Origin of the sequence: Pseudofrankia asymbiotica (genome assembly GCF_001983105.1) — a bacterium.
In the GTDB taxonomy this organism is placed as follows: domain Bacteria; phylum Actinomycetota; class Actinomycetes; order Frankiales; family Frankiaceae; genus Pseudofrankia; species Pseudofrankia asymbiotica.
Window position 1 is genome coordinate 132,463 of sequence record NZ_MOMC01000009.1, and the last position, 15,905, is coordinate 148,367.

General features: G+C 68.3%; 16 protein-coding genes. 7 read left to right on the forward strand and 9 right to left on the reverse strand.

Annotated elements, in window-relative coordinates:
- Positions 1-48: 48 nt before the first annotated feature.
- Positions 49-264 (reverse strand): hypothetical protein, encoded by a 216-nt coding sequence (locus BL253_RS04870; RefSeq protein WP_198946167.1) that lies wholly within the window; start codon positions 262-264, stop codon positions 49-51.
- Between the two features lie 525 nt (positions 265-789).
- On the opposite strand from BL253_RS04870, the gene BL253_RS04875 reads away from it, so the two are divergent.
- From BL253_RS04875 to BL253_RS04885, 3 genes are all read left to right on the forward strand, one after another.
- Complete coding sequence (locus BL253_RS04875) at positions 790-1,572, forward strand: MerR family transcriptional regulator (protein WP_076813933.1); 783 nt, start codon at positions 790-792, stop codon at positions 1,570-1,572.
- Entirely contained in the window at positions 1,569-1,871 is a 303-nt protein-coding gene (locus BL253_RS04880; RefSeq protein WP_198946168.1) for a hypothetical protein, read from the forward strand. Before BL253_RS04875 ends, BL253_RS04880 begins: the two co-directional genes overlap by 4 nt.
- 177 nt (positions 1,872-2,048) lie before the next feature.
- Positions 2,049-2,648, forward strand: coding sequence for a cation diffusion facilitator family transporter (locus BL253_RS04885; RefSeq protein ID WP_076813934.1), 600 nt, complete (start codon positions 2,049-2,051; stop codon positions 2,646-2,648).
- 59 nt (positions 2,649-2,707) lie between these two features.
- On the opposite strand, the gene BL253_RS04890 is transcribed toward BL253_RS04885, so the two are convergent.
- From BL253_RS04890 to BL253_RS04915, 6 genes are all read right to left on the reverse strand, one after another.
- On the reverse strand, positions 2,708-3,157 hold the full coding sequence (locus tag BL253_RS04890; RefSeq protein WP_076813989.1) for a group II truncated hemoglobin: 450 nt from the start codon (positions 3,155-3,157) through the stop codon (positions 2,708-2,710).
- A 250-nt stretch (positions 3,158-3,407) separates the two neighbouring features.
- Positions 3,408-4,628: an MFS transporter gene (locus tag BL253_RS04895; RefSeq protein WP_241834535.1), complete on the reverse strand. Its 1,221-nt coding sequence runs from the start codon at positions 4,626-4,628 to the stop codon at positions 3,408-3,410.
- A gap of 296 nt (positions 4,629-4,924) precedes the next feature.
- Positions 4,925-5,332, reverse strand: a complete 408-nt coding sequence (locus tag BL253_RS04900; protein ID WP_076813936.1) for an arsenate reductase ArsC — start codon at positions 5,330-5,332, stop codon at positions 4,925-4,927.
- Between the two features lie 70 nt (positions 5,333-5,402).
- Positions 5,403-5,642, reverse strand: a complete 240-nt coding sequence (locus BL253_RS42800) for a hypothetical protein (protein ID WP_076813938.1) — start codon at positions 5,640-5,642, stop codon at positions 5,403-5,405.
- Positions 5,632-6,441 (reverse strand): aquaporin, encoded by an 810-nt coding sequence (locus BL253_RS04910; protein WP_076813940.1) that lies wholly within the window; start codon positions 6,439-6,441, stop codon positions 5,632-5,634. Before BL253_RS04910 ends, BL253_RS42800 begins: the two co-directional genes overlap by 11 nt.
- Before the next feature lie 10 nt (positions 6,442-6,451).
- Positions 6,452-7,042 carry an ArsI/CadI family heavy metal resistance metalloenzyme gene (locus BL253_RS04915; RefSeq protein WP_076813942.1) on the reverse strand — a complete coding sequence of 197 codons (591 nt, stop codon included), beginning with the start codon at positions 7,040-7,042 and terminating at the stop codon, positions 6,452-6,454.
- 101 nt (positions 7,043-7,143) lie between these two features.
- Between BL253_RS04915 and BL253_RS04920 the strand changes: the two genes are divergently transcribed.
- Positions 7,144-7,566, forward strand: coding sequence for an ArsR/SmtB family transcription factor (locus BL253_RS04920; RefSeq protein WP_076813992.1), 423 nt, complete (start codon positions 7,144-7,146; stop codon positions 7,564-7,566).
- A gap of 752 nt (positions 7,567-8,318) precedes the next feature.
- Here the strand turns inward: BL253_RS04920 and BL253_RS04925 are convergent.
- Together BL253_RS04925 and BL253_RS04930 are read right to left on the reverse strand one after the other, a co-directional pair.
- Positions 8,319-8,858, reverse strand: coding sequence for a MerR family transcriptional regulator (locus tag BL253_RS04925; protein ID WP_076813944.1), 540 nt, complete (start codon positions 8,856-8,858; stop codon positions 8,319-8,321).
- Complete coding sequence (locus BL253_RS04930) at positions 8,855-9,205, reverse strand: hypothetical protein (protein ID WP_076813946.1); 351 nt, start codon at positions 9,203-9,205, stop codon at positions 8,855-8,857. Before BL253_RS04930 ends, BL253_RS04925 begins: the two co-directional genes overlap by 4 nt.
- 29 nt (positions 9,206-9,234) lie before the next feature.
- Between BL253_RS04930 and BL253_RS04935 the strand changes: the two genes are divergently transcribed.
- The 3 genes from BL253_RS04935 to BL253_RS04950 form a co-directional block, all read left to right on the forward strand.
- The gene (locus tag BL253_RS04935; RefSeq protein ID WP_241834536.1) at positions 9,235-9,684 is read left to right on the forward strand and encodes a hypothetical protein; all 450 of its coding nucleotides are present in this window, start codon (positions 9,235-9,237) and stop codon (positions 9,682-9,684) included.
- 808 nt (positions 9,685-10,492) lie between these two features.
- Complete coding sequence (locus BL253_RS04940; protein ID WP_076813947.1) at positions 10,493-13,114, forward strand: hypothetical protein; 2,622 nt, start codon at positions 10,493-10,495, stop codon at positions 13,112-13,114.
- Positions 13,115-13,662: 548 nt separating this feature from the next.
- On the forward strand, positions 13,663-15,905 hold a 2,243-nt coding region (locus tag BL253_RS04950; RefSeq protein WP_096335916.1), incomplete at its 3' end, for a hypothetical protein.

A 15,905-nucleotide genomic window follows, 5' to 3' on the forward strand; every position in this document is an offset into this window, starting at 1 on the left:
GGGGAAGCAGGCCGCAGGCGGCTTCCCCCGCCCTCGCGGCGGCTGTGGTCAGCCGGAATGGTGGCCGCGCAGGTGCTCTCCGGTGTGGGTCTCGGCACGCCTGCGCATCTCCTCCGGCGTCCCGCTGAACACGACCCGCCCGCCCTCATCGCCTGCGCCGGGCCCGATGTCGATGACCCGGTCGGCCGCCTCGACGACGTCGAGGTCGTGCTCGATGACGACCAGGGTGGCGCCGTCGCGGACAAGCCGTGTCGCACTCGACACCCGCAGCGCCGTGACAACGACGTAAACCGGGCGGCTCGAAGAAACGACGGTCGGATGGGCTCCGGGGCGCGGGCGATGCTCTCGACGCGGTGCCCCGGCTTGCCGTCTGCGCCGACCACCAGAAAGGCGGCTCACGACTACCTGACCGCGGTGGGCCGCGGATGGATCCGCCGGACCGGAAACGTGCACCGAGCGTGGCCTCTGTGGTGGGCTTTGTGTTGTGTCGACGACGTCTCCGTCCAAAGCGACCCGAATTGCTCTGAATTGAAGGACGGATCGCGTCCGCCATGCTGCGCGACGATGGAGCGCAGCATGGCGGACGTGGGATGTTCTCAGGAGTACTGATCCAACCCTGCCCTGAATCGGGCCACCTCAGTCGAGCGCCTGGTACGGCCATTTTTGTGAACGCGTGGCTCAAGCCTACGGGGCCTCCGCAATCTCGGCGACCACCTGCCACGACGATCGTTGCCATCGTTGGGGTCCTGGCTTGACCTTCGAGTCGGGTTGAAGGTTTACGGTGCGGCCATGGCTTCGTACCGGGTCTCACAGTTGGCGGATCGTGTCGGTGTGCCGGCGAGCACCCTGCGGTTCTACGAGTCGGCCGGCCTGCTGCCCGCCGAGCGCACCCCGTCGGGGTACCGGGTCTACGGCGAGGAGGCGGTGGAGCGGTTGGCGTTCATCTCCTCCGGGAAGCTTCTGGGCCTGTCGCTGGAGGAGATCGGTGACCTGTTGGGCGTGTGGGAGCACGGGGTGTGCGCGGCGGTCCGGGAACGGATGGCGCCGCTCGTCGCCGCCCGCATCGCCGACGCCGACCAGCGGGCAGCCGAACTGGCAGCGTTCTCCGCACGGTTGGCCGCGTTCCACGCCGAACTCAGACGGCCGGCACCCGCGGGTGGTTGCGGTCCGGACTGCGGCTGCCTGGCCGAGGCCGGGCCGTCGAACGCCGGTTCCGTCCCGCTGACGTTGTTCCCGGTCCGACCCGACGCGACGATCGACGATCAGGCTTGGCGTGACGCGCCGGTGGCCTGCGCGCTCAGCGGCCATGAGCAGACCGACCGGGTGGCGCAGTGGCGCGAGCTACTCGGCGAAGCGACCGGTCGGGAGGAGACCGCCGACGGCGTACGCGTGACGTTCCCGCCCGGCGCGGATCGTGCGGGGCGGGTCGCCGCGCTCGCCGCGGCCGAGCAGGACTGTTGCGGCTTCTTCGCCTTCACGCTGGAGCTTGCCGCGTCCGCGCTGGTCCTGACGGTCCGCGCTCCCGAGGCCGCCCATGCCCTGCTCACCGACCTGTTCGGGGTGTCCGTATGACCGCCTCGACCGGGCGCCCTCGTCCGTGGTCGACGATCGGCGGCGCTACCGCCGCGGTCGCCGCGTGTGCGGTGTGCTGCGCCGGGCCGCTGTTCGCCGCGCTCGGCGCGGTCACCGCCGCGGCGACGCTTGCCGCCGTGTGGGTTCCCGCGCTGGCCGTCGTGGCAGTGGCCGCGTTCGTCGCGGTGGTCGTGGTCCGACGCCGCCGCCGCGCGGCCTGCCGGACGGTTCCGGGCCCGGTCGATCTGGGCGTACCCGCGCCGCTGGAGCACCGGGACCCGGCGAGGACTGCCCGGTGAGAGCCACGCCTCCCCGAGCCGTGGCGGGCGATGCGGTGTCGGTGAGCTGCGAGGATGACCGGGACAAACCCGGCAGGTGACGCTGTGGAGGAGCCCGGACCCTGGCCGAGCAGGCGGACGGCCTCGTCGCGCGGATGGACCGCCATCAGGTCGCCGTCTACCTGGAAGACTTCCTTCGTGACGAACCCGGTTGAGCCCACCCGCGCCGTCCTGCTGCGTCGCGGTGTCGCGTTGGAGTACGTCACGCTCGGCTGGAACGTCATCGGTCTCGCGGTGCTCGTCGTCGCCGCGCTCGCCGCCCGATCGGTGGCGCTCGCCGGTTTCGGTCTGGATTCCCTCATCGAGATCGGCGCCTCCGCGGTGGTGTTGTGGGAGCTGTCCGGCGGCGGCGAGGAGCGTCGGCGCCGCGCGCTGCGCCTGATCGGGGTTGGCTTCGCGCTGCTGGCCGGCTACCTGCTCGCGCAGTCGACCTGGGCGCTGGCGGCCACGTTCCGCCCGCRCCACTCGCCGCTGGGCATCGCGTGGACCGCGGCGACCGCGGCCGTGATGTTCGCCCTCGCGGCGGGGAAGTCGCGGACGGGTGCCGCGCTGGCCAACCCGGTGCTGACGACGGAGGGCCGGGTCACGCTGATCGACGGCGTGCTCGCCACCGCGGTCCTGCTCGGCCTGGTCCTCAACGCCGCGTTCGACTTGTGGTGGGCGGATCCGGCCGCCGGGTACGTCCTGGTGTACTACGCGACCCGCGAGGCGACGGACATCTTCTCCCACCCTCACTGAGCCCGGAGTCGCCCCTGGCGGCTCTGATCACAGTCCCATCGGGCTTGGCGACGACTGGGTCAGTGCACGAGTCCTTGCTGTCCCCATCGTGGGGTGGGCCCGGGGTCGCCCAGGTCGGTTCCGGCGGGGTCCTGGGAGACCTGTTGGGCGATCGCGGTGCCCCAGCCGAAATAGTCCATGAGCGTCGCGGCCAACCCCGGCCGGCCGGGGAGCACCTCGTTGATCGCGTCGGCCATGAGGTCCAGCCAGCGTTGGCGGTGTTCGTCGCGGATGCCGAGCCCGAGGTGGCTGCGTAGCAGTGCCTGATGYCCGCCGAGGTGAGCGGAGAAGTCGGCTKGGCCACCGAACACCTCTGCCAGCCAGACGGCCACATGATCGAGATGGGTCGGGGTGAAGTCGGCGAACACGGGAGCGAGAAGTTCGTCGGCGAGTACACGGTCGTAGAACGCCGCGGACAGCCGCCRCAGGCCGTCGAGACCGCCGACTTCGGAGTAAAGCGAGGAACCCACCATGACCTCCCGAGGCTGGGACGCGGGGGCGCCCCGACCTCCACCATGCCAGACCTCGGCCTAGAGACCCCGCTAGCGTGATCTTGAATCGGATTTCGCGGGCTGCCTGCGCAGCTGGATTGACCTCGGGCGATCCGCGCCGCCTCCCGCAGTAGGAATTGAGGGCTGAACCGTGTCTGGGCTCGGGCTCATGAGCGGGTCTGAGGCCGGTCGGCCCGCGCGCAGGATCAGGTCGTTCGGCCTGGCGTCGTCAAGCCGCGGCGGTGTGGCCCTCCGTCGCGGCGCCGTCCGGGCGGTTCTCGACAGAGACAGCAGGGTGGGGCCGCGTGATCGCGGCGATCGCGAGTGCGGCGCCGAGTCCTCCGGCGGCGGCGAGGGTGACGAAGAGCAGGGGGTAGCTGCCCATGGCTGCGGCGAGGGCGGCGCCGATGCTGGGGGCGAGTGCGGTCGCGGCGGTGAGGGGGGCGTTGAAGATGCCGTTGAGTCGGGCGAAGTGTGCGGTTCCCCAGAGGTCGGCGACGATCGTGGCTTCGACGAGGGTGAACATGCCGCGGATCGCTCCGACGAGTGCGGCGAGGGCTACCAGTGCGAAGCCCGGTCCAGGCAGGGTGCCGAGGATCAGGGTCGCGAGGCCGCCGGCGCCGATGACCGCGGCGGTGCGGCCTCGCACGGTCAGTCGTGCGGCCAACGGTCGGTAGCAGAGGCGGCCGGCGACCTGGCCGACGCCGCCCAGGCCGATCGCCCAGGCGGCGAGGGTTGTGGACAGGCCCCGGCCGGTCAGGAGCGGGACGAGGTTGACCACGACGGCGTAGAGCGCGAACGCGCTGAACGTCAGCGCGGCGACGAGCAGCAGGAACTCGCGGCTGGCCACCACCCGGCGATCGCTGTGCTGGTTCGTCGCGTGGTCGCCCTGATCGTGGCTGGGGCGAGCGTGCTGGTCGGGGTGCCAAGGCGGACTCAGCGCCCAGGCATGGGCGGGAATCGTGATGGCCGCGAGGATCGCGGCGAGGATGAGGTAGACCTCCCGCCAGTCCAGACGGCCCGCGAGCGCGGCGGTGAGCGGCGCGAAGATCGTGCTCGCGAAGCCTGCCGCCAGTGTGAGCGTCGTCAGGGCGCGTACCCGGTGGGGCCCGTACCAGCCGGTGAGCGCCGCGAAGGCTGGTGGGTAGAACACCCCGGCCATCGCGATACCGGCTATCAGCCAGGCGGCGAGGAACCAGCCATACGACGGCGCCTCGGCCACTCCTGCCAGCGCGACGACGGCCAGGACAGAGCCCGCGGTCATCACCGGCCGCGGCCCGCGCCGGCCGAGAATGCGCCCGACCGGCACGCCAGCCACCGCGCCYAGAAGGTTCCCAGCCGAGAACGCCGCCGTCACCGCTGTGCGTGACCAGCCGGTGTCCTCGGCGATGCCCTGGGCGAGGACGGGGAACGCGTAGTACAGCACCCCGTAGCTGACGATCGTGGTCACACACAGCGCGCCTAGTGCCCGTCGAGGACCGGCCGCCGGGCGCCTGTCTCCGGTGGAAACGTCGACCACCAGAGCGCCTACGCGACGACGACGGTGACGTCGGCCGTCGGGCCGAGTTCGCGAGCGCGTAGTGCGGCGGAGATGCCGGCGTCGCTGCCGCCGATCGCGACGAGGTGCACGACAAACAACCCCTTCCAGGGGCGTGAAGAAACAGCAGGCAGGCAGGCCGCACGCGGCGGGCCGCCCGGAACGATCCGGGCGGCCCCGCTCGGCGTGGGCGAACAGCTGGGGCGGTGTCAGGCGGCAGGCAGGAGCTCGCCCAGCAGCTTCTCGACCCGGGTGCGGATGGCGTCGCGGATCGGGCGGACGGCGTCGAGACCCTGTCCGGCGGGGTCGTCGAGTTTCCAGTCCTCGTAGCGGATTCCGGGGAAGACCGGGCAGGCGTCGCCGCAGCCCATGGTGACGACCACGGTCGAGGACTCGACCGCGTCGATGGTGAGAATCTTCGGGGTCTCGGCGGCGATGTCGATCCCTACCTCGGCCATCGCGGCGACCGCCACCGGATTGACCTTCTCTGCGGGCATCGAGCCCGCCGAGCGGACCTCGACCTGGCCGGCGGCGAGGTGGGTGAGGAAGCCGGCGGCCATCTGGGAACGGCCGGCGTTGTGCACACAGACGAACAGCACCGACGGCTTGTCGGACACGGACGAGTCCCTTCATCGGGCGAGGAGGGCCACCGGCCCGGTCGCGGACAGCCGGGCCGGCGCGCAGGCGTCAGGCAGTGCGGGGTGCGGGCAGGGTGAGGTCGGGCAGAGGGCTGGCGATCAGGCCGCGGACGCGGTGGTCGAGATCGTCGCGGATCGCCGCGACCTCGTCCGCCTCGAACGTCGTGGCGTAGTCGTGGGCGAGCCTCTGGGAGGCCGCGGTCGGCGTGCGCAGGGTCGACGGGTCGACGGGTCGACGCCGGATAAGTCGGCCAGGCTGTCGGCGCTGTCGGAACTGGTCATGTGACACCTCGCGAAAGAGGGGTGGGGGCGGCACCGTTCACCGGTGCTGTCACCGGTGCTGCGTCATCGGTGGCCGCGGCGGGGTGCGGAAGCAGTACCTCGGCGGCCTGCCCCGCTCCGCCAGGGGCCGACCGGTAGAGCAGACGGACCAAGCCGTAGCCGACCACGCCACCCACCACCTGGGCTGCGATGAAGGGCGGAACGGACTCGGGGGCGATGCCGGCGAACGTGTCGGAGAACATCCGCCCGACGCTGATCGCCGGGTTGGCGAAGCTGGTGGAGCTGGTGAACCAGTACGCGGCACCGATATAGGCGCCGACAGCGGCCGGAGCCCGTTCACCGCGGCCGGACTGGACCAGCGAGAAGATCAACAGGATCAGGCCGGCAGTGGCGACGATCTCTGCGAGCAGATGCGCCCCTGAGGCCCGGTGGTGCGTCGAGATCGACACCGCCGAGCCGTCGAACATCAGGTTCGCCAGGACCGCGCCCGCGACACAGCCGGCGATCTGGACGGGCAGGTAGGCGGCGGCGTCCCGCCACGACAACCCGCCGAAGGCGGCATCGACCGCGGTGACGACCGGGTTGAAGTGGGCTCCGGACACCGGCCCGACCATCAGGATGATCGCGTACAGGCCCGCGGCTGTCGCCGCCGCGTTCTCGACCAACTGCAGGCCGACCTGCCCGGGGCTGAGCTGCTGCGCCGCGATCCCGGAGCCGACGACCAGCGCCGCCAGCAGCAGGCTGCCTAGCGCCTCGGCGGCCAGCCGTCGCGCCAACGGCGGCTGGGTAGCCTTCGCCTTCGTCACGGGCGGCGGCTCAGCAGCAGGAGCTGGCCGAGGCCGGCTCCACTGCCAGCAGCGTGCGCGTGCCGGCCGCCACCGCCGAAGCCGATTCCGCCGTCATCGCAGTCGCTACCGCCTCGTTGTCCGTCGAGGCCGGCGGGCGGATGGGACCGCAGTCGCAGGCGGAGCCCGGACCACCTTCGCGCTCGGCGACCGACGGTGTCGAACCAGGCCGGGCCATCTCGGCGACGTCCGCCAGCACCGTGTAGACCTCCCACGGCGCACCGTCCGGGTCGTCGACCCACACCTTGTCCTGCAGGGCATAGCAACAGGCTGTGTTGTCCTCCGCCGCCGTCGCCAGCCCTTCGCCAGCCAGCCGGGACGTCGCCGCGGCAACCTCCTCGGTCGTCTCTACCTCGACACCCAGGTGGTTGAGCGCCCCAGCGACGCCGGTGCCCCGCGCGTCCGGGTTCTCGATCAGGACCAGCTTCAGCGGCGGCATGTCGATCGCGAAGTTCGCGTACCCCGGCCGGCGCTTCGCCGGCTCGGCGCCGAACAGCTTCCCGTAGAACTCCACCGCCGCATCCACGTCCGAGACGTTCAACGCCAGCTGCACCCTCGCCATCACGCACCTCCACGATCTCATCGACAGCGGTCTATGTCCCGACGAGCAGAGGATGACCGACGAGATAGACGGCTGTCAATCCCTGAGGCATGCTAGAGGCCATGGCGACGACACCTTCCCAGGCCGCGAGTCCCGTCCTCGCCCCTCGGGCTGAGGCGGAGCCCCTTCCCGGCTTTGCCGGGGCGCTCTCGGCCTGCTGCGCGCCCTTGGCCCATGCCCCGCTGTCCGCCTCCGACGCCGAGCAGCTCGCGGTCGTCCTCAAGGCGATCGCCGTTCCCGCCCGGCTACGGCTGCTGTCGATGATCTATGCGCGTGATGGCGGCGAGGCCTGCGTCTGCGAACTGACCGAACCCCTCGGCCTGACCCAGCCCACGGTCAGTCACCACCTCAAGGTCCTCGTCGACGCCGRCCTGATCACCCGCGACAAGCGCGGCGTCTGGGCTTACTACCGCCCCGTACCCGGCGCCATGGCCGCCCTCGCCGCGATGCTGACCCCCGCCACGAGCGCCCTCGACGCTGCCTAACGGGCGCAGGCCGGAACGGTCAGGACTGTGGTGGCGCTGGCGGGCGTGACGCATTGACGGCTGAACCGGTTTCGCTAGACGCCTGGCGCTAGCCAATGTCGCGGGGAGTTCGCCAGCGTTCGTCCTCTCCAGGTTGCCGCGGAACAGCACAAGCGTGGCTGGGTCAGGCTGTGAGACKCGGGCTCGCGACTACGGAGCCCTMACCGGCAACCCGCATCACCGCTACGAAGAGTAGTCGATTGTCTCGGAGCTAACCGGGACTCGAACCGGCCGCCTAGTCCGACTACCTGCCCACTTGTAGCCAGGCCGGTCCTGCGCATCGAATGATCCAACCTATTTTTCCAGGTCGGACGTTTCGTGACGGAGAGTAGTGGACCATGTGTACCAGCATCCGAACCGAGTGGTCTTGGTTGCTGGCCCTGAAATCACTGTCCGGCCAGTCGCTACACGAGCCCTGACCAGGGACGATGCCCAGTGACCGCGCAGACCGTAACATCATCTACCGAATCGAACAGGCGTTCCGAATCTCGGGTAGTTCCGGACGGCCCGACCCGTATCGTGACCGTGATTGTCGGCGTGGTTGTCGCCCCGACGTTCCTCTTCGGGTTCGTGCGCCACGAGGCGCTGTGTTTCGAGTGGAGGTGAAAGACCTTCGCCTTTGGCCTGTCGCAGCAGGCTGATTGTAGCTGAGGGCAGCCTGGTCCGGGTGGTGCCGGGGAGGGTGGGAGCAGCCCTGACAAAGCCAGGACGTGTCAGCACTGCCAGATGGTGCGGGCCTGGCGAGCGAGTTGGAGAGGAGTACGCGAGGAACCGACGTCTACGTCCTTCAAAAGAGAAACCGGCTCGAACCTGGTGGATGTGGGCCGGTCGCGGTGCGCACCGAACACCCGCCTGGGCGTGAGGGAACTTCGGGGAGGTCTGAATCCGCCGATCCGGAGGCCACGGGGAATGTCGACCACGCCGGCGAGGACGTCGCGGATCGTCTGGAGGTGTCCGATCTTCGTGTCGATCTCGTCGAGCTTCGCGACGGCGCGTTCCTTCAGCGCGCCGGTGGGATGGCGGCGGCGGCCGGCGTCGACAAGTTCGGCGACCTCGTCGAGGGTGAACCCGATCCGCTGCGCTGCCTTGATCAAAGCGAGCAGGGTGGCCGCTTCTGCCGGGTAGAGGCGGTGCCCACCGGGCGTGCGGACGGGCTCGTCCAGCAGCCCTCGCCGCTCGTAGTAGCGCAACGTCTGGCCGTTCACTCCGGCCGCGGCGGCGAGTTCGCCGGAGCGCAGTCCCTGCTCGCTCACCGCGCCGCCGCGCTGGGGGCCGCGCCCGCGGCGAGCGCGGCCAAGCCGTCGAGCACCGCCGTCTGCGCGTCAGGCACCTCGACGTCGAGCACCACCTGCTCGCCAGCGGAAGTGACGGTGAAGGTGAAGAACGCGCAGCACGCGCTCTCCCGGGCGGCCAGGTCACGGGTGGTCGCTTCCAGCCCTTCGGCGCCGGCCAGGGTCAGCCGCAGGTGCTTGGTGTCGACCCGCTCGAGACGCCGCAGCGAGGTGGCGAACAGGGCGTTGAACTCGGCCACCCGCAGCGGCCGGCCGGCGGTCGGCAGCGTGCAGGCGTCTACGTGGAACGGCTCGGTCGCCAATGACATCAGTCCTCCGTCGGTCCTGGTGACGCCGCGTGCCGGCGCCACTGAGCCGACGGCAAGTCTGTACTCGGCTACCGGATGCAAGACCCGGCCTCGCGCATGCCATCAACCAGGTCCTCGGCGCGCTGTTGTTTGTGACCTTCTTGCAGGTCCCCGCCGCCGACCTGGTCCGCTCGCTGCGCGCCGGCCAGTTCCTCGGCGCCGCACTCACGGTCGACTTCGGTGTCGTCCCCGCTCGTCGTCGTGGCGATGTTCCCGTTCCTGCCCGACGACCAGGCACTACGATTCGGGGTGCTGCTGGTCCTGCGCTGCCCCTGTATCGACTCGTCATCGTGTTCAGCGGACGAACCGTGTCAGCAGCGGCCGGGACGAAGATGGTGCCGCTCATGGTCGCGACCCTGCTGACCGTCGTCGCCTCCCAGGTCCCCAAACTCGACGACAACCATCGGCGTAGCTCTGCCGCAGCAGCGCGGCGGTGTTGACGGCACGCGGCACGTCGTCCCCCAGGCTCCGTTCCACCCGCTACTAATGATCTTGAAGCCAACTTTTACGAAACAACCCTAGTCATTTAGAGCGCCGGTTTGCTACTTATAGCTAGTTCGAACTAGTCTCGGTGTATTCTTCGAGAAATATCCAAAAGAACCCTTGGCTCTGCGGCCGAGGCTCGACTTTTCCGTAAATCTGACGGTCATCCCATGGTCGACATGTAAACCGCCAGGGGTGCAGCAGTGGACTCCCGACCGACGTCCGACACGAAGAGTGCGCGGAGGATAACCGTCTTGTCGGCTGGCGTCTTGCAGATTCTCGATCTGCATCAACCACGGACCTCCTGTCGTCTGCGAGCTGGGTGGATAACTCGGCGTAAGGAAGGCGAGATCAAATTACGGGCCGCCCTAAATGAGATATTCCAGCCAAGTATGACAATTATCACCTTTAACGCTTGTTACCATCTCATTTCAGACAGTTCGTCTAACCGTTCTTTCGGATCAGGGCACGTATTTGTCGTCCAGCCTTCTCGCTTGTTTCGGCGACGGGTCATGACCTACCCACCCGAGCGGATCATTGTCTGGTCCTCCTCGCTGAGGCAATGTTCCCGCGGCGGGGAGATACACGCCTGGGCGATCCTGGGTGAACGCCCCGACCAATTCTTGGTACCGGCATTCGCCGGCTCCCCGCCGAAGGGGCAAGGGTCCTCCGGCTGGGAGTCGGGGGTTTGTTCACGCCAGCGTCCGAGGAGATCGGAGATCTCGCCGGACGGCTGAAAAGCGCGCTACGGAGGGATCATTCACGATGCCTGAAACGGGCAGCTCGGTAACCATCAGTGCGAACGGCTCGGCTGGCACCAAAGGCTTGGACGGGCCCACCCCGCTCGACCTCCTCCCCACGACCGACGACTATCCAGAGGAATCCGTCCAGTACCAGACGGTGGTCCTGACCGACATCCCTGGCGCCAAGGCCCCGCGGGAACTAACCGAAGCAATCGATCTCGACGAAGTCGACCTGGCGGTGTACGACCGACCGGCAGAGGGCATGATTGTCACCACCGAGCAGTCCTGGACGGCCGACGGAGTCACGCTGGGTCGGTTGTTGCACAGCCTGACCCTGGCCCCTGGGGAATGCACCAAGGTCGCGGTGATCGACTGGGAACGGCGCACCCGCGGGACCGGCGAAGAAAAAACGAGCGAGCGCGACGCGCTGACCAGTACCACCRACCAGGACCGTTCGATCAGCGAACTGGCCAATTCCGTTGCCCGCGAGGAACAGCACGGCTTCTCGGACACCTTCCAGGCGGGTGCCTCCGAGAGTTCCGGCGGCGGCGGAGGTATCGCCCTGTTCGGCTTGAACCTCGGTGGCTCAGGAAGCAGGTCGTCGAACGCCGGCGTGGCGACGTCGGTAGCGCGCAGCACCGGGACGCGGGCGGTCGCGGCCCAGGCGGCTCAGCGGATCAGCGACCGGACCGGGCAGCTGGCGACCGCGGCGCGCAGCCGGCACATGACGGTGGTGCKCGAGACGTCCCAGAGCGAGAACGAGCAGGTCACCACCCGGGTCGTCACCAACTACAACCACATGCACGCCCTGTCGATGCAGTACTACGAAGTCATCCAGGTCTACAAAGTCCGCACCCGGACCAAGACCGTCGAACGCTGCCTGTTTCTCCCTTTCGAGGAGTTGACCTTCACCCTTGACACGCTGAAACGATTCGGGGCCATTCTCGCTGCTGCGGCGCCACCCGAGTGGSCCAGCCGTATCCGCGCCGTCGACCCGTTCAGCGTCGCGTGGCGCCCTACTCGCTACGACAGCGTCAAGTTGAGTCACCTCTCGGCCTCGAAAGCAGGAGGGGTCTGCGGAGTCCGGACCGACGGGGTTCCCATGCGATTCGACGCGGCGACCGCGAAGTGGAACCCGTTGCCCACGACCGGTCTGCCGACCGGCGGCCTCAAAAAGCTCACCGTCTACCAGGCAGGAGTATTCGGCGTCGACACCGAGAACAAGATCGCGCTCCTCGTCACAAACAGCGCCGACCAGACGTGGAACTATCTTTCGTCCTTCGGGAAAGGCCTGGCGCTCGCCGTGGGGGCCGACACGAGCAAGCCGATTACGGAGTCCCTCTTTCGTGTCGGACTCGACAAGAAGATCTCCGCCTATTCGACGGAGGACGGCGGGAAATGGGTGGACACCGGCGGGGGGCCAGCCGACGACATTGCCGTCGTGAGTCGAGACCGGGCCTGGCACTGCTCGGACGGTRAGACGTGGGAGTTCGACGGTACCGAGTCGACGCTGCGGGGCTCCCCAGGCATCACCCGGATGGGCGCCTCTCCGGACGGCTCGATCTGGGGCGTCACCGCCGCCGGCGAGCTACGCCAGGTAGCACCGGGAGCGAGGTCCTGGTCGACTCCGGACCTCGGCCAGGTGCCGGGCTGCTCGATGGTCGCCCCGGTCGACGACGCGGACCTCTGGCTGTTGGACACCAAGAACGTTCCGGTTCACCTCGTGCGAGTCAGCACCGTCCAGCAGGGCGTGGCGCACCAGGAGATCGTGAATCATCTGAACGACAACCGGCGTCACTACAGCCAGGCGGTGTGGGCCAACGCCGACGAGTTGACGATGAGCCGGGTGCTGGCGAACTACCACTACGCCCCGCCCGGAGAGACCGACAGCGTCCCGCTCGGTGTCCGCCTCGACCCGACTCCGGTCGCCGTCACCGCGAACTACGTCGCGTTCCGCTGGAACTTCGCCACCGAAGCCGAACGCGACACCTGGACCGCCAAGAACAGCGAGAAAAACCCGACGTCACTCGAGACCGCCATCGGTGTGCCCACCAACGGCGTGTTCGCGGAAGCCGTCCTCGGGCGCTCCAACGCGGCCGAGAAGATCGACCTCACCCGCTTCTGGAACTGGAAAGACTCGCCCATCCCCATCCTGCCGCCAGACATCAASCCYGTCGCCACCGGRACCCGCAACACCGACGTCGATGTCAAGGTCAATCCCCTCGCGGCCAGCGAGGCCAGGTTCCAACAGGTCCAGAACCTGCCCGACCCCACCGGCATGCAGGCCACCCTCCAGGCCCTGGCAACCGCGAACCTCTTCCGCGACATGAGCGGCCTCGCCGACRYSAGCACSCTGCTCGCCAAGGGGCTCGAACACGCCGCCGGCAACGACCAGGCCGCCGCCAAGAACGCCACCGCCGCGATGAAGATCGCCGCCGAACACGCCCAGAAAATGGCCGAACTCGGCCTCAAAGCCGCCGAAGTGGCAGGCAAATTGGCCGCCGGTGCCGCTACCGGCGGCGCCAGCACCGCCGCCGGCAGCCTGAGCGGGCTCGGCGGACTCCTCAACCAAGCCAACGGCGACACCGAGGACGAGGAGGGGGACTCCGAGGAAGACACCGACGTCGAGGAAGACACCGAATAGTGTCGCGACGGCCGGGAATGGCATCGTTCGGTGTGGGGTGGACGGCCGGGCATGACGGCGTGCGGTGTATCGGTCGTCGCAGGGCACGTTCCCTTCGTATGGTCCTGCCTACTTGAGGCAGGCCAGCGAGTCCGGGAAGTATTCGCTGACGTGGCACGACGTGACGCGGCGGCCACAATTCTCCGGATGCTGCTGGTACTGCCGACTTCGGGAGCGCACATGGGTACCACGAGTTGGCTGAACACGTACTACGGAGGGGACTATCCGTGACGGCGGAAACGGGCAGTTCGGCGACCGTTCCCAAGAACGGTGCCGTCGATGCCAGAGGTTTGGACGGGCCAATCCCAAAGGATCTTCTTCCGACGACCGACGACCACCCTGAGGAGTCCGTTCAATACCAGACGGTGTTGCTGACTGACATCCCCGGCGCTACGGCGTCCCGTCAGCTGAAAGGGACAATCAATCTCGGCTTAGCGGACCTGCCGTCCTATGATTGCCCCGCCGAAGGCGTGATAATCACTACCGAGCAGTCTTGGACGGCCCAGGGCGTGACCCTGGGTCGGTTGCTGCACAGCCTGACGCTGGCCCCTGGGGAGTGCACCAAGGTCGCGGTCATCGACTGGGAACGGCGCACCCGCGGGACCGGCGACGAGAAAACGACCGAAGGCGACGTGCTGACCAGCACCACCGTCCAGGACYGTTCCATCAGCGAACTCGCCAACTCCATCGCTTTCGAGGAGCAGCACGGCTCCTCGAACACGTTTGCCGCGAGCTCGTCGGAGAGCTCCGGCGTCAGCGGCGGCATCGCCCTGTTCGGCCTGAACCTCGGCGGCTCGTGGAGCAAGTCCGCCAACCGGGGCCTGGCGACCTCCGTCGCGCGAACCTCCGGGACGCGGGCGGTCGCGGCCYAGACCGCCCAACGAATCAACGCCAAGACCGGCCAGCTCGCGACCGCCGCCCGCAGCCGGCACATGACAGTGGTCCGCGAAACCTCCCAGAGCGAGAACGAGCAGGTCACCACCCGGGTCGTCACCAACTACAACCACATGCACGCCCTGTCAATGCAGTACTACGAAGTCATCCAGGTCTACAAAGTCCGCACCCGCACCAAGACCGTCGAACGCTGCCTGTTCCTGCCGCTCGAGGACCTGTACTTCACGCCGGGCAACCTGAAGCGTTTCAGCGCAGTACTCGCCGACGCAGCGCCACCGGCCTGGGCCGGACGGATCCGCGGTACCGACCCGTTCAAGACCGCGGTGCGCCGGCTTGAAGGCGGCGCCGCTGTCGCGGCGAACGGGCCCGTGCGCTACGACCGGGTCAATCTGCTCGACCTGTCCGGATCGAGTCAAGGCGTCTACGGCGTCCGGAGCGACGGAGTTCCGGTGCGTTTCGACCCGGCGACTCGACAGTGGAACGCGCTGCCGACCAGCGGCCTCCCGGCCGGCACTCTCAGGAAAATCGCCGTCAGCAGTGGGGCGGTTTACGGAATCGGCCCGGGAAGAGAAATCATGCAGTACCTCGCTCCGACGTGGAGTCGATTCAAAGGTAGCGGCTTGAACATCGTCGGCGGCGTCGACGGGTCCTTGTACCACGTCGGTTTGGGCAGTCACATATGGGAGATGGCCGGCGCCACGTGGAAGAATCTCGGTGTCCTGGCTGACGACATCGGCGTCGTCAAGGGCGGCCAGATCTGGTACTGCCGGCAGGGTAAGACCTGGGAACGCCGCGACACCAACTGGGTGGAACGGAGCTCTCCCGGCATCGTCCAGATACTCGGGGCGTCAGACGGCTCGGTGTGGGGTGTCACCCGTGACAACAAGGTGTATTCGGTCCCGAGCGGGTCGACGACGTGGGAGCTAGCGACCCGCACCGGCAACATCCCCTACTCGAAGGTCGGCTCGTTCGACGGCCGCGAGTTGTGGCTGCTGGACGTCAACGGCACTCCGGTACAGATCGCAAGTCGTGAGACGCCCGTCTCGTTCGACCATCCGCCGCCAGCCGAGTCCGGATGGGCCACGAAGATCGACGTCTGGTGGGACGACGCCGGGATCCGCGGCGTCAACTTCGTCCTACCGGGACCGAACCAGACCTATTCACACGGTGACGTCGGGCCCGGCCTCCAGCACGCCGCATTCAATTTCACCGGCGGCGACAAACTGCTGTCCGTCGACTACTGGACGGGTGCCGCGGCGGAAGGCAGCCTGTCTGGACTACGGCTGACGATGCAGTCGGGCCCGGTGAACTTCGGACCCGCCGCGGCCGGCTCCACTCCACCCGACACGACGGAGGACACCGGCGGCGCCGCTCTCTGCGGCCTGCACGGTTCGACCGTCCGAACGGTCGAGGGGCGGACCTACCTGGCTTCCCTCGGCTTCCACGTACGGGGTGACGCGGCGCCCCAGGACCTTCTGGATCATCTGAACGACAACCGGCGTCACTACAGCCAGGCGGTGTGGGCAGGCGCCGACGAGCTGATGCTGAGCCGGATCCTGGCGAACCACTACTTCGCCCCGCCCGGACAGACCGACACGGTTCCGCTGGGCCTGYGTCTCGACCCGACCCCGGTCGCGGTCACCGCGAACTACGTCGCGTTCCGCTGGAACTTCGCCACCGAAGCCGAACGCGACACCTGGACCGCCAAGAACAGCGAGAAAAACCCCGAAACCCTGGAGACAACTGTCGGGATACCGAGCAAAGGCGTGTTCGCGGAAGCCGTCCTCGGGCGCTCCAACGCGGCCGAGAAGATCGACCTCACCCGCTTCTGGAACTGGAAAGACTCGCCCATCCCCAT